The following is a 19109-nucleotide window of genomic DNA, read 5'->3' as shown; positions in this document are numbered from 1 at the left end:
CGGATGACGAAGGTGCAACCCGACTGGCTGGCGCTCGCGACGCGTTTCGCGCAACTGCCCGACGCGCAGCGCGCGGTCTTCATCGACAAGCTCGGCGCGGCCGGCATCGACTTTCGCGTGCTGCCGATCCCGCCGCGCACGCCGCGCAGCGACCGCGTGCCGGCATCGTTCGCGCAGACGCGGCTGTGGCTGCATGCGCGGCTGATCGACGCGCCCGACGCGTATCACATCACCGAGCGCCTGGCGCTGACGGGCCCGCTCGACGCGCATGCGCTGCGTCTCGCGTGCGACGCGCTGATCGCACGCCACGAGGCACTGCGTACCACTTTCGACGAGGCGCCGGACGGTGTCGCGCAGACGATCCACGCGCCGCTGCGCTGCCCGTGGCGCGAAACCGATCTCGAAGCGCTGCCGGACGCACAGCGTGCCGCGCGCGCGGAGGCCGTCGCGACGGCCGACGAAGCCGAACCGTTCGATCTCGGCGCGGCGCCGCTCGTGCGCGCGCACCTGGTGCGCTTCGACGCGACGCATCACTGGCTCGCGCTGACGGTGCACCACATCGTGTCGGACGGCTGGTCGTCGGGCGTGATGCTGGAAGAACTCGCGGCGTTCTATCGCGCGTATGCGTCCGACCGGCCGGTGCCGCTCGCGCCGCTGCCGATCCAGTACGCCGACTACGCGCTGTGGCAGCGTCGCTGGCTCGACGCCGGCGAACGCGATCGCCAGCTTGCGTTCTGGCGCGAACGGCTCGATCCGCAGCGCGGCGTGCTGACGCTGCCGGGCGCCACCGCGCGGCCGGCGCGCCGCAGTGCGCGCGGCGCACGCCACGTGTTTTCGCTCGACGCGCGCGTTGGTGCGCAACTGCGCGCGTTCGCGGCCGCATCGGGCGCGACGCCGTTCGCGGTGCTGCTCGCCGCGCTCGATGCGCTGCTGGCGCGCGCGACCGGCGATGCGCGAATCTGCGTCGGCGTGCCGGCCGCGAACCGCGAACGCGCGGAGGTCGCCGGCCTGATCGGCTTCTTCGTCAATACGCTCGCGATCGACGTCGACGTGCCCGCGCACGGCGACTTCTCGTCGCTGGTCGCGCGCACGCAGCGCGCGCTCGTCGACGCGCAGATGCACCAGGACGTGCCGTTCGAGCAGGTGGTCGACGCGCTCGGCGTGCCGCGCAGCGCGAGCCACCATCCGCTGTTCCAGGTGATGGCCGCGTATGGCGAACGCCGTGCGCTGCCTGCGCTCGGCGCGGCGTCGGCCGCGTTGCTGCCGTCCGGCACGCCGTCCGCGAAGTTCGACCTGACGCTGTCGGTCGAGGCAACGCCCGACGGGACGTTCGACGCCGCGTTCATCTACGCGCTCGACCTGTTCGACGCCGACGCAATCGCGCGGCTGACCGCGCGCTTCGTCACGCTGCTCGGCGACGCGCTCGCGCGCCCCGACATGCCGGTCGGCGATCTCGACTGGTTGCCGGCCGACGAGCGGGCACAGCTGTTTGCGTGGAATGCACCGGCGGGCGCGACGGATACCGAACCGTTCATGCCCGTGCATGCGCGCATCGCCGCGCATGCGCACGCGCGGCCCGATGCTCGCGGCGTCGCCGATATCGATCGCGCGCTGACGCGCGGCGAAGTCGATGCCCGCGCGGCGCGCCTGGCACGCCATCTGGTGGCGGCCGGCGTGCGGCCGGAGATGCGCGTCGGCGTGGCGCTGCAGCGCTCGGTCGACCTGCTCGTTGCACTGATCGCGGTGCTGAAGTCGGGCGCCGCGTTCGTGCCACTCGATCCGGCCCATCCGCGCGAGCGGCTTGCGCAGATCGTCGGCGATGCCAACATTGCACACGTGCTGACCGATGGCGCGAGCGCCGCGTCGTTGCCCGAGCTGCCGTCGCTGCGCGTCTGGCGCGCCGACGAAATCGAGGCGCTCGACGAAGCCGAGGACGTCACGCTGCCGGATGTGCTGCCGGGCCATGCGGCCTACGCGATCTACACATCGGGCTCGACCGGCAAGCCGAAGGGCGTGATCGTCGACCACGCGTCGTTCGCGCTGCATTGCGCGGCGATCGCCGAGCGCTACGGCGCGGGCGAGCAGGACGTGTTCCTGCTGTTCCAGTCGGTCAACTTCGACGGCGCACACGAAGGCTGGTTCTCGCAATACATGTCGGGCGCCGCCGTGTCGGTGACGGCCGACGTGCTGTGGCCGCCCGCGCAGACCTGCGCGATGATGGTCCGCGACGGCGTGACGATGACCTACGTGCCGCCGGGCTGCGCCGCGCAACTCGCCGAATGGGCGCTCGCGCACGGTGCGCCGCCGACGCTGCGGTCGCTGACCGTCGGCGGCGAGGCGACGTCGCGCGAGGCGTTCGCGATGCTGCGCCGCGCGCTGCCGAACGTGCGCGTGGTCAACGGCTACGGCCCGACCGAGACGGTCATCACGCCGACGCTGTGGATGTTCCGGCCCGGCGACGATCTCGCGAAGCTCGGCGACGCCGCGTATCTGCCGATCGGCACGCTGGTCGGCGCGCGCACCGCGCACGTGCTCGACGAGCGGCTGCATCCGCTGCCGGTCGGCGTGATCGGCGAACTGTATCTGGGCGGCGAGGGGATCGGCGTCGCGCGCGGTTATCTCGATCGCCCGGCGCTGACGGCCGAACGTTTCGTGCCCGATCCGTACGGCGCACCGGGCGCGCGGCTGTATCGCACGGGCGACCTCGTGCGGCGCCGTGCGGACGGTGTGTTCGACTTCATCGGCCGCGTCGACCACCAGGTGAAGCTGCGCGGCTTGCGTATCGAGCTCGGCGAGATTGAAGCGCAGCTGGCCGCGCACGACGCGGTGCGCGAAGCGTGCGCGGTCGTGCACGGGCAGGGCGCGCTCGCGCAACTCGTTGCGTATGTCGAACTGACCGCCGACGCGCAGGCGGCCGCGCAACCCGTCGAAGCCGCGACGCTCGACGCGCACCTGCGCCGCACGCTGCCCGATTACATGGTGCCCGCGCAACTGATCGTGCTCGACGCGCTGCCGCGCAACGCGAACAGCAAGGTCGACCGCGCACGGTTGCCGGCGCCCGTGCGCGTCGAGCGTGCGTACGAAGCGCCGCGCGATGGCGACGAAGCCGCGCTCGCGGCGATCTGGTGCGACGTGCTGCATCTCGAGCGCGTCGGCCGCGGCGATCATTTCTTCGATCTCGGCGGCCATTCGCTCGCCGCCGTGCGCGTCGCGACGCGCGTGGCCGAACGGCTCGGCCGCGACGTGCCGGTGCGCGCGCTGTTCGAGGCGCCGGTGCTCGCGCAGTACGCGCTGCAGGTGGCTGACGCACCGCGCGCCGCGTTTGCCGGTGCGGCAGCGCCGGGCGTCGCGGTCGCCAAACCCGACGCACACGGCGTATGGCCGCTGTCGCCCGCGCAGCTTGGCCTGTGGTTCCTGTGGCGCGCGCAGCCGGACAGCGCCGCGTACAACATTCCGGTCGCGCTGCGCGTGCGCGGCCCGCTCGACGTCGATGCGCTGCGCACCGCGTTCGCGGCGACGGCGGCCGTGCATCCGGCGCTGCGCGCGCGACTCGTCGTCCGCGACGGTGCGTTGCCGGGCCAGCGGATCGACGCGGCGGCACCGGTTGCGCTGCCGCTGGTCGACCTGTCGGCGCAGCCCGATGCGCTCGCCCGCGCGGCGGCGCTGACGGACGAGGATGCGCTCGCGCCATTCGACTTCGCGGCCGATGCGCCGCTGTGGCGCGCCCGCGTGCTGCGGCTCGGCACGGACGACCACGTGTTGTCGGTGACGATCCATCACATCGTGTCGGATGGCGAATCAATCGAGCTGTGGCTCGATGCGGTTCGCGCCTGTTATGTCGCTCGTGTGCAGGGTGACACCGTGCCGGCCGAAGCGGCTGCGCCACTCGTGCTGCCCGCGCCGTGCCATCCGGCCCGCGTCGCGTACTGGCACGACGCGCTGGCCGATCTGCCGTCACGCGTGCTGCCGCAGCGCGCGGATGCGCCGGTCGTGCCGCAATGGCGCGCGGCCCGCATCGCGTTCGAATTCGACGCGCCGCTGATCCGCGCCGCGCGCGAAGCCGCGTCGGCGGCGCACGCGACGCTGCCGATGTTGCTGCACGCGGCGCTCAATACCGCGCTGTTCCGCGCGACGGGCGCGGCCGACCAGCCGGTCGGCGTGCTCGCGTCGACACGCGAACTGACCGGCGATGCGGCACGCGATGCGCTCGGCCTGTTCATCAATTCGGTCGTCGTGCGCACGCGAATCGACCCGGCCGCCCGCCGTGCAGACGTGCTCGCGCAAGTGCGCGACACGGCGCTCGCCGCGTATGCGCATGCGGACGTGCCGTTCGCGGACGTCGTCGCGGCGCTGCGCGCGCCGCGTACCGCGCAGGCCAATCCGCTGTTCCAGGTGATGTTCAACTACCTGCGCCCGACGGGCGCGGCCGCTCGTGACTGGGCCGGCCTGTCGCTCGCGGCGTTCGACGACGTGCGCCATCGCGTCGTGTTCACGCTCGAGCTGGACGTCGTCGAGCATCCGGACGGCCGCGTGAGCGCCGCGTTCTCGTATGCGGACGAACTGCTCGACCGCGGTTTCGTCGATACGCTCGTCGATGTCTATCACGACGAAGTCGCGCGCTTCGCCGGTGCGTCGGAGGCTGCGCTCGGCGCACCCGATACGCTTGCCGTCGCGCAAATGGCTGGCATCGCCCATGCAAGCGGCGGCGCACTCGCCGTCACGCCGTCCCACACGCCGCACGCGGCTGCCGCGCTCGCGGCGCTGTGGTCGGACACGTTCGCGACGGCTGCGCCCGAGCCCGGCGCGGACCTGTTCGAAGCCGGCGCGACGTCGTTCGACGTCGTGCGTTTCGTCGACGCGGCCGTCCGCGCCGGTCATGCGCTGACGGTCGCCGACGTGTTGGCGTCGCCGACGCTCGCGGCGCTCGGCGCGCGGCTCGATGCGCAAGCAGAAACAGGACAGGAGGAACGCCATGCTGGCTGAAGTGCGTCCGGACGGATTCACGATGCCCGATACGTGCCGCCTCGCGTTCGCGGACGGCCTGTTCGCCGCGCGCGACGGCTCGGAGATCCGGGTCGCGCAGGGCGACGGCATCGGCGCGCAGTTGCTGCGCGCGCAACTCGCGGACGACGGCACGCTGCGCCTCGTCGCGTACAACCATCGCGCGGCGCCGGCCGACCAGCGGCGTGGGCTGCTGGCCGCGCTGTCCGCGGCGTTTTCGGACGGCGCGCACCACGCGACGATCCGGCTCGATCCGGCCGCATGGCCGGCGGTGGCGCTCGATGCGCTGCGCGCGAGTGGCGTGCTCGCCGACGGCGGCCGCTGCGTACGCGACGGCTGGGCACAGCAGGCCGATCTTTGGCTCGTCGGCCCGCATCTGCCGTGCGCGACGCTGCCGATGCTGACCGGCGGCCGGCGTCACCCGCGCCGGCCGCCCGCGCCGCGCGGCGAGGTCTACGCGCGTGACCTGCCGGCGCTCGGCGTGCGCTTCACGCTGCACGGCTGGCAGCCGGCCGACGATGCCGAGCGGGTCGCGCGCTGGTTCGCCGAGCCGCGCGTGCGCGACGGCTGGCCGGGCGCGCAGCCTGGCGCGGCCGACGCCGATCCGCACGTCACGCCGCTCGTCGGTTGTTTCGACGGCGAGCCGTTCGCGTACTTCGAGGCTTACTGGCTGAAGGAAGACGCGCTCGCACCGCACGTCGCGGCGCGCGACTACGACCGCGGGCTGCGGATGCTGGTCGGCGAGTCGCGCTGGCGCGGCCCGCATTGCGTGGCGGGCTGGCTGCCGTCCGTCGTTCATTACCTGTTTCTCGACGACCTGCGTACCGAAGCGGTCGGCTGTGCCGTTCCGGCCGGCCACGCGCGGGTTGCCGACCATCTCGCGCGGCATGGCTTCGCGCGGCAGCGCCGTCTCGCGCTGGCCGACGCGCAGCCGCTGTGGATGCGCACGCTGCGCGAGACGTTCTTCTCCGGCCGTCACGTCTGACGGGCCGGATTCACCGACAAGGGAGCTGAAACATGCAGAGAGAAACCGTATTCGACCTGATCGGCGTTGGCTTCGGGCCGTCGAATCTGGCGCTGGCCGTGCGCCTCGCGGAGCGCAGCAACGCGCGCACGTTCGCCCATTGCTTCGTCGAGCGCCAACCGGAATTCGGCTGGCATCGCGGGATGCTGCTCGACGACTGCCGGATGCAGATCTCGTTTCTGAAGGATCTCGTCACGATGCGCGATCCGAAAAGCCGCTACACGTTCATCAACTACCTGTTCGAACGCGGCCGGCTGAACGAATTCGTCAACCTGAAGAACTTCTATCCGACCCGCGTCGAATTCCACGACTACCTGAGCTGGGTCGCCGACGCGTTCGACGATCGCGTCCATTACAGCGAAACCGTCCTCGCGATCGAACCCGTGCACGGCGACGGCGCGCGGATCGACGCGCTGCGCGTGCTGTCGCGCGACGCCGCCGGCCACGAGCGCCAGCGGGTCACGCGCGCGCTGTCGGTCGGCGTCGGCGGCACGCCCGCGGTTCCGGACGCGTTCGCCGCGCTCGGCCGCGACCGCGTGATCCATTCGTCGTCGTATCTCACCGACATCGACCGGCTCGTCGCGTCGCCGGACGGCGAACGCCGCCGCGTCGCGGTGATCGGCGCGGGGCAGAGCGCGGCCGAGGTGTTCATCGATCTCGCGCGCCGCTTCCCGCATGTCGACGCGAGCCTCGTGATGCGCGCCGGCGCGCTGAAGCCGGCCGACGACAGTCCGTTCGTCAACGAGATCTTCAGCCCCGAGTTCACCGACGTCGTTTATGCGCAGCCGCACGACGCGCGCCGCGCGCTGCTCGATCGCTATCGCGACACCAACTACGCGGTGGTCGACCGGCCGCTGATCGAACAGATCTACGAAATGCTGTACCTGCAGCGCATCGACGGCACGCCGCGTCATGCGCTGCTCGCGAACAGCGCGATCGAGGGCGCAGTGCGCAGCGCCGACGGTCGCATCGAACTGACGCTGCGCGACCGGATGAGCGGCGCCACGCGCGTCGAGCGCTTCGACGCGCTCGTGCTCGCGACGGGCTACCGCCGCGACACGCATTCGGCGCTGCTCGAAGGGCTCGCGCCGCACCTGGGCGATGCGCTCACGCGCGGCGACGTCACGCGCGACTACCTGCTCGCGACGCCCGAACACTTCGCGCCGCGCATCTACCTGCAAGGCTGCTGCGAAGACAGCCACGGATTGTCCGACACGCTGCTGTCGGTACTGGCACGCCGCGCGGACGAAATCTGCGCGTCGCTCGAAGACGGGATCGCGCCCGCCCAAAACGAAGGCGCGGCCCGGGCACGACAAGAAAACGGGGTGAGCGCGGGCCGCATGGCTTTCGCTCTTTGACAAAGGCGCGGTCGGAGACCGCATGAGAAAAGTGGAGCAGAGAAAGATGGAGTGGGCAACAGGCACGCGTTTGCGTGCGATCGCAGCCGCGGCAAGCGTGGCGTTCGGTGCGGCGGCGGGGCAGGCATACGCCCAGACGGCGCCGGCCGGGAACGCAGGCGCGGCGGCGTCGGCCAGCAGTGCGCAGAACGGTGCGGCGGCCAGTACGTCGACCGGCGCGCAGAACGGCTCGCCGAATGGCACGCTGCCGGCGATCAACGTCAACGCGGCCTCGGAAGGAGACGGCACGGTCGGGCTCGTCGCGAAGCGCAGCCGCGCCGGCACGAAGACCGACACGCCGATCAACGAGATTCCGCAGACGATCAACGTCGTTACCGCGCAGCAGATCGAGATGACCGGCGCAACCGACGTGAACGCGGCGCTGCGCTACGTGCCGGGCTTCTCGTCGTACGGTTCGGACAACCGTTCGGACTGGTACGCGGCACTGCGCGGCTTCACGCCGACCGCCTACGTGAACGGGCTGCAGGTGCCGAACACGATCAACCTCGCGAGCTGGCGCGTCGATCCGTACATGATCGACAGCATCACCGTGCTGCGCGGGCCGACCTCGGTGCTGTACGGCGCGGGCGACCCCGGCGCGATCATCGACGTGCAGACCAAGCTCGCCGACGGCGAGCGCGTGCGTGAGGCCGGCGTGCAGATCGGCAACTATGCGCGCAAGCAGTTCATGATCGACGTCGGCGACAAGCTCGACGCCGACGGCAAGTACGCGTACCGCTTCGTCGGCGTCGCGCGCGACGGCAATGCGCTGACCGGCCCGAACAACGACCAGCGCGTCGCGCTCGCGCCGTCGTTCCGCTGGCGCCCGAACGCGGATACGTCGCTGACGCTGTCCGCGACGTACCTGCAGGACTGGGGCGACATCTCGTCGAACTTCCTGCCGGCGGTGGGCACGGTGCTGCCGAACCCGAACGGGCAGATCAACAAGGACGTCTATGAAGGCGACGGGAACTTCAACTACTACCGCAAGAAGCAGTGGTCGGTCGGTTACCAGTTCGAGCAGAACCTGACCCCGGCGTGGAAGTTCCGGCAGAACGTGCGCCTGATGCACCTGTCGCTCGACAACGGCTCGGTGTTCGGCAACGGCTTCGTCGACGGCAGCACGACCGACGTGTCGCGCTGGGCCGGCGTGTTCCAGATGAACTACAGCCGCTTCGACATCGACAACAACGTGGAAGGCCGTTTCGCGACGGGCCCGCTCCAGCACACGCTGCTGCTCGGCTTCCAGTACAACCGGCAGACCGCGACCGACAGCGAATGGCTCGCCGCCGCGCCGCCGCTGAACATCTACAACCCGGTTTACCTGCCGGTCACGACGGCGGTGTTCGATCCGGCGTCGACGTCCCGCACCAACACGTACACGGCGATGAACACGTTCGGCCTGTACGCGCAGGACCAGATCAAGTGGAACCGCTGGACGCTGACGCTCGGCGGCCGCGAGGACTGGGTCAACATGCGGATGGACGACCGCGCGGCCGGCACGTCGACGAAGGCGGACGTGACGGCGTTCACCGGCCGTGTCGGTCTGACGTACCAGGGCGACTATGGGTTGTCGCCGTACGTCAGCTACGCGACGTCGTTCAACCCGCTGATCGGCGTGAACCTGCTCGGCGGCGGGCTGCCGCAGCCGACCCGCGGCAAGCAGATCGAGGCGGGCCTGCGCTGGCAGCCGCCCGGCAAGAACCTGATGCTGAACGCGGCGATCTACCAGATCAACCAGACCAATGTGCTCACGTCTGCGCTGCCGAGTCAGGACCCTGAGGGCACGAAGTCGGTGCAGACGGGCGAGGTGCGTTCGCGCGGGATCGAGCTGAGCGCGACCGGCAAGCTCACGCGGAACCTGTCGCTGATCGCGTCGTACGTGTACCAGGACGTGAAGAACGTGAAGGCCAACGACGTGTCGCTGAACAACTGGCCGGTCGACATCCCGCGTCCGCGCCAGATGGCGTCGCTGTGGACCGACTGGACGTGGCACACGGGGCCGCTCGCCGGCTTCGGTCTCGGCGGCGGCATTCGCTACCAGAGCGCGTCGGCCGGTGCGGCCGACAACTCGCTGACGGTATCGAGCGTCACGCTGTTCGACGCGGGCGTGCATTACGACACGCGTAACTGGCGCTTCGCGGTGAACGGGACGAACCTGTTCAACCGCCATTACATCAGCGGTTGCCAGTCGATGAACGTCTGCGTGTTCGGCACCGACCGCACGGTGATCGCAACCGCGAAATACAACTGGTGACGTTGCGCGCCGCAGCCTGCCGGCCGGCCCTCGTGGCCGGCGCGGGCCGGCCGCGGCGCCTTCGTCCGCTTTTTTCCACGACGCCTCCATGCCGAAGAAAAATCTCGTCTACATCCAGTCGCTGCGCAACGGCGCGGCCGATCGCGCCGGCCAGCCAGTCGCTTATCAGGGCGGCACGCGCTACATGAAGGCGCCGCTCGAATTCCTCGTCGAGCGCCTGAACGACTCGCCGCTCGGCGAGCGCTACACGCTCGAGGGCGTGATCGTCGACGACGACGACGGTTCGCCGGCCGATCGCGCGAAAGTGGCCGATTACGGGTTCGCGCGCACGCCGGGCCACCCGTGGATCCTGCCGGAAGGGTTGACGGTGCAGGGCCGGCCGGTCGACGAGCTGTTCTGTTCGATTCCGTCGACGTACCGGCGCCTGCCGCGCGACGCGCGCGAGCGCGTAGCCGGCAAACAGGCGTTCGAGCGCCGCCTGCTCGAGCGCCTGCTCGAACTCGACGCGGACGTCGTCGTGCTCGACGGGCTGCTCGTGATCCTCGACGAACTCGTGCGGCCCGGTGCGCGCTTTCACCGGCGCATCGCGAACATCCACCCGGGCATCACGGCCGACGATTCGCCGTATCAGCGGCGCGGCGCGTGGGCGACGCTCGATGCGCTGCACGGCGCGCGCGGCGAACGGGTCGACTGGGCGAGCGGCGCGACGTCGTCCGTCGAGCCGGTGACGATGACGGGCGCATCGTTCCACTACGTCGACAACGGCATCGATTCCGGCGAGGTGATCTGCGACGTGCTCGACACGCCGATCGCGCCGGACGACACGATTCTCGAACTGCGCTGGAACAACTTCCAGCGCAGTCTGTTTCCGGCGCTCGAGCGGGGGCTTCACGTCCTCGCCGACCGCCACGATGCGGGAGCACTGTGATGGAAGACACGCTGACGAAACCGGCCGGTGCCACGGACACCGTCGAAGGTGAGGTGGCTGCGGCGCTCGACGGCGCCGCGCCCGGCCAGGCGGCACAGGTCGCCGAACACACGCTCGACGCATGGCATCCCGACGACTCGCCGGACTGGCTGCTCGCGGCGTTCGTCGCGTTGTTCAATACCGACACGCGGCACGATGCGGCAACGATCTCGGTGCCGCTCGGCGGCGCCGGTGCGGCGGCCGTCGCATCGTACGTCGCACGCGCGGTGCGCGAGGGCGTGATCGACAACGCGCAGGTCGCCGGCGACATGCTGCGCCTGAGCGTGTCGCGCACGACGTTCTGGCAGAACCCGCGGCCGTGGCTGACGGCGCCCGCGTCGGGCGGGATGCCGCTGCGCTACGCGATCACGAACGGTCACCGGCATCCGGTGCGGCCGCCGTCGCCGGCGGGCGAGATCTATTCGCGCTACATGCCGCAGGTCGGGATGACGTTCAGCCTGCGCACGGTCGACATCGACGCGCACGCGGACCTGTTCAGCGGCTGGATGAACCTCGATCGCGTCGCGCAGTTCTGGGACCAGCGCGGCACGCGCGACGAGCATGCGGCGTATCTCGCCGAGCGGCTCGCCGATCCGCACATGCACCCGATGATCGGTTATTTCGACGACAAGCCGTTCGGCTATTTCGAGTTCTACTGGGCGAAGGAGGATCGCCTCGCGCCGTTCTACGACGCGCACGACTACGATCGCGGGCTGCACCTGCTGATCGGCGACTCGCGCTTCCAGAGCGCCGGCAAGCTGCATGCGTGGTGGAGCGGGGTGCTGCACTACATGTTCGTCGACGAACCGCGCACGCAGCGGCTCGTCGGCGAGCCGCGCGTCGATCACGTGCGGCACATCGCGTACATGCACCGGCTCGGGTTCCACACGCTGAAGGAATTCGATTTCCCGCACAAGCGTGCGGCGCTCACCATGATCGAGCGCGACACATTCTTCGACACTTTCCGGTTGCCGTGACGAGGCGGGCGGGCGACGATGCGCGCGGCCCTGCGTCGCGCCTGCCTCGGCCGTCCGGGATATGGACCGCGCGGCCTGCGTCGTGAAGAATGGATCGCTCTCCTCATCGACGACAGGCACGAAGACATGGCAAAAACACCCGCTACAGCATGGGGCTCGACGCCCGATTCGCGGCCCCCAATATTGACATATGCCAGCATATGCCTAGAATGGGCGCATCGTACTCCCGTGGAGTGGCTCATGCGCACCGTTTCCATTTTCAAGAACGCCCGTAACCAGGCAATCCGCATCCCGAAGGACATGGAGTTCGAGGGCGTGACGGAACTCGAGATCCGCCGCGAGGGCGACACGCTGCTGCTGCGGCCGGTGCGTCCCACGTGGCTCTCGTTCGCGAACGAACCGCTGGCCGACACCGACTTCCTCGCCGAACGCCCGGCCGTCATCGAGTCCGGCCGTTTCGACCTGTCCGGCGACGCCGCCGAGTCGACGGAGTCCGGCCGGTGACGACGCTCTATATGCTCGATACGAACATCTGTTCGTTCATCATGCGCGAGCGGCCACCGGTGGTGTTGTCGCGGTTGCAATCGTGCGTCAATGCGCAGCACCGGATCGTCGTATCGGCGATTACCTATGCCGAAATGCGGTTCGGCGCGGTCGGCAGGAAAGCGTCGCCGAAGCATGCGGAACTCGTGACGGCCTTTGTGTCGCGGCTGGATGGCGTGCTGTCGTGGGATACGGCGGCCGTCGATGCAACGGCCGCGATTCGCGCGGATCTCGCCTCACGCGGCACGCCGATCGGCGCGAACGATGCGTCGATCGCCGGGCATGCGATCGCGGCCGGCGCGGTGCTCGTCACGAACAACGGCCGCGAATTCGGCCGGGTCGCCGGGTTGTCGCTCGAAGACTGGGCGGCCTGAGCGCAGCGGGGCGAACGCTCGGTGGCGTGGCTGTTTTGCAGCGGCGCGTCACGCGGGCGGGGCGGGCAGATCAACGAGAAAGGCGTGGCGGAACGCGTCGAGGTACCGGTCGGCGTCATCGCTGAATTCGCCCGGCAACAGTGCGAACGCGCGTGCCAGCAGATCCTGGCCGAGTGCCGTGTAAGTCGCTTCGTCGGACAGCAGCGCGCGGATGGCGTCGCGCGTTTGCGGCAACGCGATCCGTTTCGCATCACGTGCGAGCAGTGCGGCGGCGGCAAGACCTGGCTGGAACGCGTGCGTTTCGAGCAGGTCCGGCGCGGCATCCCAGATACGTTCGCGATTGCCGGCGTCGTGAAAATTCCGCAGCAGGAACAGCAGGTCGTACGCGTCGCTGTTCTGGCGCGCGCGCCGGTCCTTCCATGCGAGCAACTTCAGCAGCGCGAGCGCCGGCAGGCTGGCCACCGGCACCACGGTGCGTGCGTCGATCGACACTGGCTGTGCGGTGTCGACTGCTTCCTGGAACCCGAGCACGTTCAGCACGAATTCACCGTCCGGCGGCCACACGATCTCGCCCGGCGGCGCTTCGAGCGGCCCGAACGGCACGAGATCGAGCTCGGTGCGAAAACCGTGCGTTCCGCTCTCGAACAGCAGTTTCTGCTGCTGTTTCGGTGCGCGCGTGAATTGCCCGGTCGCGACGAGTTCATCGACGAGATGCGCGTGGAATGGCCAGCTCACCGCGCACACCGCGACGTCGACGTCCCGTGTCGCGCGCACCGGCCGGATGCCGTGCACGTGCCACATCAGGATGTCGCGTGCGGTTGCGCCAGCGACGACGAAAGCCGCGTCGAGGCGCGCGCAGGCCGTGCTGAGCGCTTGCAGCAGCGCGACCGCCGCCGGCTCGAGCGGTCGGCCTGGATCGACTTCAAGCGGGCGGATGGGCGAGGTATCGGTCATGGATCCGTTCGGCGGCGGCAAGGTTGCGGCTGTCCCCGGACGAGACGAGATCCGCGTAGATCAGGAGCGGCGGCACGAGCGGCACATCCTGCTCGCGCCAGTCGAGCGCAGGCGAGTGCGGCCAGAATGCTTCGAGGAATTCGACGTCGCCGTGTTCATCCGGGCGAAGGCGAGCCTTGAGCAGCAGGCTGTTGGGCACCGCGCCGTGCGTATAGACCGTGATCGCGGCCGGCTTCAGGTCGTGCGTCAGCAGGTCGGCCGCCGGCTCGCCGCCAAGCCGCGCATCGAAAGCCGCGAAATCGAAACCGCGCCACCAGTCAGGCGTGAGGCCGGTAAACCGGCGGCTCGGCAGTTTCGCGCGCAAGCGGCTCGGGTACAGCGCGACCCATTCCTGCACGAAGCGCGGCCAGTCTGGAATCAGGCGCTCGCCGTTGCGACGCTGCCCGACGAGGCCGCGCGCAATCAGATCGTCCATCGCGAGATTGACCGTGCCGAGCGCGACGCCCGATGCGGCGGCGATCCCCCGATACGGCTGCGCGATGAGGCCCGGCTGCGTCGCGAGCGCGAACATCACGGCCAGCCCCTTTGGCGTCGTCGCGCGCGATGCTTGGCGCCGTGGCGCGCGTGCGGGTTTCGGCCGGCCCGCGATCATCACGGTTGCCTCCGGCTGAATCAGGCACGCGTTGCCGGCAGTGTCGAGAAACGGAATGCCCTGGTCGGTCAGGCCGGCAGCCAGCTCGGCCGAAAGATGCGGCGTGACCAACATCAGCGGCCGCTCGCCGGGCATCGGGGCAGCGCCGCCGCCGCGGCGCAATTCCGCGAGCGCACCCGGCAGCGATTCGACGCGCAGGCTCACGGCGACCGGCATCTCGAATGCCTGCCCGGCGACGTCGAAGCGGATCATCGCGTCGGCACGCGCGTTGTACGCGGCCGGCACGCGCACGGGCCGTGCCTTGAAGCGCCGCGTCGTGCGTTCGAACGCGGCGCAGGCTTCGTCTAGCACGCGCTGTTCCGACATCGGGAGGGTGGCGTTCTTGGGCATCGGAGCGGGTCGCCTGTTCACTTTTTTGTCAGCGTACACAAAAAATGTACAAACGTCAAAAAATGAACAACCATTCGCAAGTCCTTGATGAACAGGCGATATTCTCGATATCTCAGCGGCCATCGCCGGGTCCTTATACACGGGAAATCGAAGTTTCGCGTACCCCCATAGCGAGCGACAGTCGTCCGGATGGCCGAGCTGTGCTTACCGTGCGTCACGCCTCGAAACGGCAACCTCTAGTTGCTACCGCGACGACTTTCCGTCTGCCCGGTTGCCGCCGAACCGACTATCCTTGCCTGCACATTCCCCACCGGACACAGGAGACGACCCCATGACGCACAGCGTGATCCCCGCAGGCCTTGCCGACGAAATGATCGAGATCCGGCACCGCATCCATGCCCATCCCGAACTGGGCTTCGAGGAATTCGCGACGAGCGACCTCGTCGCGGAGCAACTGCAGTCGTGGGGCTACACGGTGCATCGCGGGTTGGGTGGCACGGGCGTCGTCGCGCAGCTGAAGGCAGGCGACGGCACACGGCGCCTCGGCCTGCGTGCCGACATGGACGCACTGCCGATCCACGAGTCGACGGGCCTGCCGTACCAGAGCACGATCGCCGGCAAGATGCATGCGTGCGGCCACGACGGCCACACGGCGATGCTGCTCGCGGCCGCGAAGCATCTCGCCCGCGAGCGCCGCTTTTCGGGCACGTTGAACCTGATTTTCCAGCCGGCCGAGGAAGGGCTCGGCGGCGCGAAGAAGATGCTCGACGAGGGGCTGTTCGAGCTGTTCCCGTGCGATGCGATCTTCGCGATGCACAACATGCCGGGCTTCCCGACCGGAAAATTCGGCTTCCTGCCGGGGCCCTTCATGGCGTCGTCGGATACAGTGACCATCGACGTGCAGGGCCGCGGCGGCCACGGCGCGGTGCCGCACAAGGCGATCGATCCCGTCGTCGTGTGCGCGCAGATCGTGCTGGCGTTGCAGACGATCGTGTCGCGCAACGTGTCGCCGCTCGACATGGCGATCGTCACGGTCGGCGCGATCCACGCAGGCGAGGCGCCGAACGTGATTCCGGATCGCGCGCAGATGCGCCTGTCCGTGCGTGCGCTGAAGCCCGAGGTGCGGGACCTGCTCGAGACGCGCATCAAGGAAGTCGTGCATGCGCAGGCGGCCGTGTTCGGCGCCACCGCGACGATCGACTATCAGCGCCGTTACCCGGTGCTCGTCAACGATGCGGAGATGACCGCGTTCGCGCGCGGCGTCGCACGCGAGTGGGTGGGCGACGCTAACCTGATCGACGGGATGGTGCCGCTGACCGGCAGCGAGGATTTCGCGTTCCTGCTCGAGAAACGGCCGGGCAGCTACCTGATCATCGGCAATGGCGACGGGGAGGGCGGCTGCATGGTGCACAACCCGGGCTACGACTTCAACGATGCCGCGCTGCCGACCGGCGCGTCTTACTGGGTCAAGCTGGCCGAGGCGTTTCTGGTTTGACGCAGAGGCGCGGCGACATGGCGACCGCCGCCCGGTGTGTGCGTGCGCGCCCGCGAAATCGGACGTGCGCGGACCGCACACGCTGATTTGACGCTCCTTGACATCGACGGGACAGGTCACGTGCTACGCTGCGCGCGACGCCGGATCGGCTCGATGAATACAGGTGTGGACGAAATGCGAAAACAGCTTCTGACCGTGCTGACGGCCTGTGCGGTCGGCGTTCTGGCGGCCGGGTGTGATGACCAGAAGGTGGCCGATGCGGTCAATGCGATCAAGCCCGATCCGATGGCATTCGGCAACCTGCAGCCGGGCGTCTCGACGACCGAGGACGTGCTCCGCCAGGCAGGCAAGCCCGAGATGGTCAGGCAGGGCGACGACGGCTCACAGCGGTTCGAGTATCCGCGCGGCCCGTACGGCACGAGTACCTACATGCTCGATTTCGGGCCCGACGGCCGGCTTGTGTCGATCACGCAGGCGCTGACGGCGGCGAACATCGCGAAGGTCGTGCCGGGGATGTCGAAGGACGACGTACGGCAACTGCTCGGCAAGCCGACCGAGGTCGCGCAATACGCGTTGAGCCATGAAGAGGTGTGGAGCTGGCACTGGGCCGAGGGCGGCGTATCGGGCGACGCGATGTTCAATGCGCATTTCTCGCCCGACGGCACTGTGATCCGGACTTCGCGTTCGGAAGCGCCGGGCCGCGAAAAACCCTGACCTGACGAAAGACGCAACGCATGCGGCGCGGGCTGGACATCGGCAAATGTCACAGCGCCGAATACAAAATGTACAGAGCCTTGGTATATGGCGCTCGCCTTGAAAAGGAGGTGACTCATGTCGCAAAACATGTCCGTTTCCCTGGGCGACCACTTTGCCGAATTCGTCGACGCCCAAGTGCAATCGGGGCGATACGGTTCCGCAAGTGACGTCGTGCGAGCCGGGTTACGGCTCCTCGAGTCACACGAAACGCAAATGCGTACGTTGCAGGAAGCGTTGAAGGCGGGCGAGGCATCAGGGAGGCCACAGCCCTTCGACAGCGAGGCCTTCCTGGTCCGCATGCGGACAACACATGGCGGTTAAAGGCATGACTCCGCTGGCTGAACTGGATCTCGAATCAGCAGTGCCGCCTCGATCCCCGCGCAGCATCGATCAATCTAGAACGCTTCCCCGCTGAACAAAGCCACGACCACACCCGGATTCGACGGCCAGTACATGTGCATGTACGTCGCGACCACCGCGCCGCTGCGATAGACGGCTTCGCCGCTGCCCGGCGCGCCGTCGGGGCGCACGGCGTTCGCGACCGGCTCCAGCGACGTCGCGAGCCGCGAATAGTGGAACGTATGGCCGCGCATCGGCCCGTCGCGCGTATCGAGCCGCTGCATGCCGAGCGCCGCGAACCGACGCTGCATCGTCGCGTGGCCCGGCAGCAGACCGAGCATCGGCGTCGTTGCGCCGTCCACATCGGTCAGCGATTCACACAGATACACCATCCCCCCGCATTCCGCGACGATCGGCCGGCCCGCGGCCGCATGCGCACGGATCGTCCGCGCGGTTTCGTCATTCGCCGCGAGCGTCGCCGCATGCAGTTCCGGATAACCGCCCGGCAGGAACAGCGCGTCGCAATCGTCCGGCACGCGCTCGTCCGCGAGCGGCGAGAAGAATCGCAACTGCGCGCCGAGCGCGTCGAGCAACGCTAGATTCGCCGGATAGATGAACGAGAACGCCGCATCGCGCGCGACCGCGATCCGCTTGCCGGCAAGCGTACGCGGCAGCGGTGCCGCGACGCCCGGTTCCGCGAACGCAACGGCCGGCGGCAATTTGGCAAGCGCCGTTTGGGCGAGCACGTCGGCCGCACGCTCGAGCCGCGCATCGAGATCGCCGATGTCGGCCGGTTGGTGCAGGCCGAGATGCCGCTCAGGCAGCGCGATGCCCGCATCGGCCGGCACGTGCCCGAGCCAGCGCAGGTCGTCGGGCAGCGCCTGTTGCAGCAGTTCCGCATGCCGCGCCGAGCCGACTCGGTTTGCCAGCACGCCGTGAAACGGCAACCCCGGCCGGAACCGCGCAAGCCCGAACGCGATCGCCGCGAACGTCTGCGCCATCGATTTCGCGGAGATCACCGCGACGACCGGCACGCCGAACGCGGCCGCGAGATCGGCGCTGCTCGGCGTGCCGTCGAACAGCCCCATCACGCCCTCGATCAGGATCAGGTCCGCATCGCGCGCGGCATCGGCCAGCAGCGTGCGGCAGCCGGCCTCGCCGACCATCCCGAGGTCGAGCGCATGCACGGGCGCGCCGCTCGCGCGTTCGAGGAGCATCGGATCGAGAAAATCCGGCCCGGTCTTGAACACGCGCACGCGGCGGCCGAGCCGGCGGTGCAGCCGCGCGAGACCGGCCGTCACCGACGTCTTGCCCTGGCCGGACGCGGGCGCGCTGACGAACAGCGCGGGGCAGGCCGGCACGCTCAGAACTCCACGCCGCGCTGCGCCTTCACGCCTTGCTCCTTGTACGGATGCTTGACGAGCCGCATTTCGGTGACGAGATCGGCCGCGTCGATCAGCGCATCGGGCGCGTGGCGCCCGGTGACGACGACGTGCACCGAGTCCGGGCGCGCGACGAGCGTCGCGAGCACTTCGTCGAGCGGCAGGTATTCGTACTTCAGTACGGTGTTCAGCTCGTCGAGGATCACCATCCGGTAGTCGCCGCTTTCGATCATCCGGCGCGCCTCGTCCCAGCCCTTGCGCGCGGTCGCGATGTCGGCGTCGCGGTTCTGCGTGTTCCACGTATAGCCGTCGCCCATCGTCACGAAGTCGCATTCCGCGACGGCGCCGAGGAAGTCACGCTCGGACGTATGCAGCGCACCCTTGATGAACTGCACGACACCGAGCCGCATGCCGTGGCCGAGCACGCGCACGGCCATGCCGAACGCGGCCGTGCTCTTGCCCTTGCCGTTGCCGGTGTGGACCATCAGCAGGCCCTTTTCGTGGGTGGCGGCGGCCTGTTTCTTCTCGTGGCCGGCGCGGCGGCGTTCGGCCATCCGCTGATGGGATTCGGTATCGGTCTTCATCGGGAATCGTCCTGTCG

At 69.2% G+C, this 19109-nt stretch carries 15 protein-coding genes; 11 read left to right on the top strand and 4 right to left on the bottom strand.

Annotation, left to right across the window (positions count from 1 at the left end; translation table 11 throughout):
* The first annotated feature begins 3 nt into the window (after positions 1-3).
* The 8 genes from ACTRWB_RS19355 to ACTRWB_RS19320 all read left to right on the top strand — a co-directional run bounded on the left by ACTRWB_RS19355 (position 4) and on the right by ACTRWB_RS19320 (position 12540).
* Entirely contained in the window at positions 4-4983 is a 4980-nt protein-coding gene (locus ACTRWB_RS19355) for an amino acid adenylation domain-containing protein (RefSeq protein WP_446902924.1), read from the top strand.
* A complete protein-coding gene (locus ACTRWB_RS19350; protein ID WP_446902923.1) occupies positions 4973-5986 on the top strand; it encodes a GNAT family N-acetyltransferase in 1014 nt (337 codons plus the stop codon). Before ACTRWB_RS19355 ends, ACTRWB_RS19350 begins: the two co-directional genes overlap by 11 nt.
* A 32-nt stretch (positions 5987-6018) precedes the next feature.
* The gene (locus tag ACTRWB_RS19345) at positions 6019-7383 is read left to right on the top strand and encodes a lysine N(6)-hydroxylase/L-ornithine N(5)-oxygenase family protein (protein ID WP_446902922.1); all 1365 of its coding nucleotides are present in this window, start codon (positions 6019-6021) and stop codon (positions 7381-7383) included.
* 22 nt (positions 7384-7405) lie between these two features.
* Positions 7406-9679: a TonB-dependent siderophore receptor gene (locus ACTRWB_RS19340; protein ID WP_446902921.1), complete on the top strand. Its 2274-nt coding sequence runs from the start codon at positions 7406-7408 to the stop codon at positions 9677-9679.
* An 88-nt stretch (positions 9680-9767) separates the two neighbouring features.
* A complete protein-coding gene (locus ACTRWB_RS19335) occupies positions 9768-10607 on the top strand; it encodes a formyltransferase family protein (protein WP_446902920.1) in 840 nt (279 codons plus the stop codon).
* Entirely contained in the window at positions 10607-11623 is a 1017-nt protein-coding gene (locus ACTRWB_RS19330) for a GNAT family N-acetyltransferase (protein ID WP_446902919.1), read from the top strand. The genes ACTRWB_RS19335 and ACTRWB_RS19330 overlap by 1 nt, the downstream gene beginning before the upstream one ends.
* A 240-nt stretch (positions 11624-11863) precedes the next feature.
* Entirely contained in the window at positions 11864-12127 is a 264-nt protein-coding gene (gene vapB / locus ACTRWB_RS19325) for a type II toxin-antitoxin system VapB family antitoxin (protein WP_129514536.1), read from the top strand.
* Complete coding sequence (locus ACTRWB_RS19320) at positions 12124-12540, top strand: PIN domain-containing protein (RefSeq protein ID WP_446902918.1); 417 nt, start codon at positions 12124-12126, stop codon at positions 12538-12540. Before vapB ends, ACTRWB_RS19320 begins: the two co-directional genes overlap by 4 nt.
* Positions 12541-12588: 48 nt before the next feature.
* Here the strand turns inward: ACTRWB_RS19320 and ACTRWB_RS19315 are convergent, their stop codons facing one another.
* Positions 12589-13494, bottom strand: coding sequence for a nucleotidyl transferase AbiEii/AbiGii toxin family protein (locus tag ACTRWB_RS19315; protein ID WP_446902917.1), 906 nt, complete (start codon positions 13492-13494; stop codon positions 12589-12591).
* Positions 13463-14536, bottom strand: a complete 1074-nt coding sequence (locus ACTRWB_RS19310; RefSeq protein WP_446902916.1) for a type IV toxin-antitoxin system AbiEi family antitoxin — start codon at positions 14534-14536, stop codon at positions 13463-13465. Before ACTRWB_RS19310 ends, ACTRWB_RS19315 begins: the two co-directional genes overlap by 32 nt.
* 331 nt (positions 14537-14867) lie before the next feature.
* Between ACTRWB_RS19310 and ACTRWB_RS19305 the strand changes: the two genes are divergently transcribed.
* The 3 genes from ACTRWB_RS19305 (at position 14868) to ACTRWB_RS19295 (ending at position 17108) form a co-directional block, all read left to right on the top strand.
* A complete protein-coding gene (locus tag ACTRWB_RS19305; RefSeq protein WP_446902915.1) occupies positions 14868-16031 on the top strand; it encodes a M20 aminoacylase family protein in 1164 nt (387 codons plus the stop codon).
* Between the two features lie 174 nt (positions 16032-16205).
* Positions 16206-16745, top strand: coding sequence for an outer membrane protein assembly factor BamE domain-containing protein (gene bamE / locus ACTRWB_RS19300; protein ID WP_446902914.1), 540 nt, complete (start codon positions 16206-16208; stop codon positions 16743-16745).
* A 117-nt stretch (positions 16746-16862) separates the two neighbouring features.
* A complete protein-coding gene (locus ACTRWB_RS19295) occupies positions 16863-17108 on the top strand; it encodes a type II toxin-antitoxin system ParD family antitoxin (protein ID WP_446902913.1) in 246 nt (81 codons plus the stop codon).
* A gap of 74 nt (positions 17109-17182) precedes the next feature.
* Here ACTRWB_RS19295 and ACTRWB_RS19290 read toward each other — a convergent pair whose 3' ends face one another.
* Together ACTRWB_RS19290 and cobO are read right to left on the bottom strand one after the other, a co-directional pair.
* Entirely contained in the window at positions 17183-18487 is a 1305-nt protein-coding gene (locus tag ACTRWB_RS19290) for a cobyrinate a,c-diamide synthase (RefSeq protein WP_446902912.1), read from the bottom strand.
* Positions 18488-18489: 2 nt separating this feature from the next.
* Positions 18490-19092, bottom strand: a complete 603-nt coding sequence (gene cobO / locus ACTRWB_RS19285; RefSeq protein ID WP_129514543.1) for a cob(I)yrinic acid a,c-diamide adenosyltransferase — start codon at positions 19090-19092, stop codon at positions 18490-18492.
* Between the last annotated feature and the right edge of the window lie 17 nt (positions 19093-19109).

It is taken from the genome of Burkholderia sp. YIM B11467 (assembly GCF_052952715.1).
Note: the sequence above shows the minus strand (reverse complement) of the source record. Positions and strands in the feature narration are given on the sequence as shown.

Coding starts and splice junctions, on each gene's coding strand:
- ACTRWB_RS19350 (WP_446902923.1), top strand. CDS start 4,973: ATGCTGGCTGAAGTGCGTCCGGACGGATTCACGATGCCCGATACGTGC.
- vapB (WP_129514536.1), top strand. CDS start 11,864: ATGCGCACCGTTTCCATTTTCAAGAACGCCCGTAACCAGGCAATCCGC.
- ACTRWB_RS19345 (WP_446902922.1), top strand. CDS start 6,019: ATGCAGAGAGAAACCGTATTCGACCTGATCGGCGTTGGCTTCGGGCCG.
- ACTRWB_RS19295 (WP_446902913.1), top strand. CDS start 16,863: ATGTCGCAAAACATGTCCGTTTCCCTGGGCGACCACTTTGCCGAATTC.
- ACTRWB_RS19340 (WP_446902921.1), top strand. CDS start 7,406: ATGAGAAAAGTGGAGCAGAGAAAGATGGAGTGGGCAACAGGCACGCGT.
- bamE (WP_446902914.1), top strand. CDS start 16,206: ATGCGAAAACAGCTTCTGACCGTGCTGACGGCCTGTGCGGTCGGCGTT.
- ACTRWB_RS19330 (WP_446902919.1), top strand. CDS start 10,607: ATGGAAGACACGCTGACGAAACCGGCCGGTGCCACGGACACCGTCGAA.
- ACTRWB_RS19335 (WP_446902920.1), top strand. CDS start 9,768: ATGCCGAAGAAAAATCTCGTCTACATCCAGTCGCTGCGCAACGGCGCG.
- ACTRWB_RS19315 (WP_446902917.1), bottom strand. CDS start 13,494: ATGACCGATACCTCGCCCATCCGCCCGCTTGAAGTCGATCCAGGCCGA.
- ACTRWB_RS19355 (WP_446902924.1), top strand. CDS start 4: ATGACGAAGGTGCAACCCGACTGGCTGGCGCTCGCGACGCGTTTCGCG.
- cobO (WP_129514543.1), bottom strand. CDS start 19,092: ATGAAGACCGATACCGAATCCCATCAGCGGATGGCCGAACGCCGCCGC.
- ACTRWB_RS19305 (WP_446902915.1), top strand. CDS start 14,868: ATGACGCACAGCGTGATCCCCGCAGGCCTTGCCGACGAAATGATCGAG.
- ACTRWB_RS19310 (WP_446902916.1), bottom strand. CDS start 14,536: ATGCCCAAGAACGCCACCCTCCCGATGTCGGAACAGCGCGTGCTAGAC.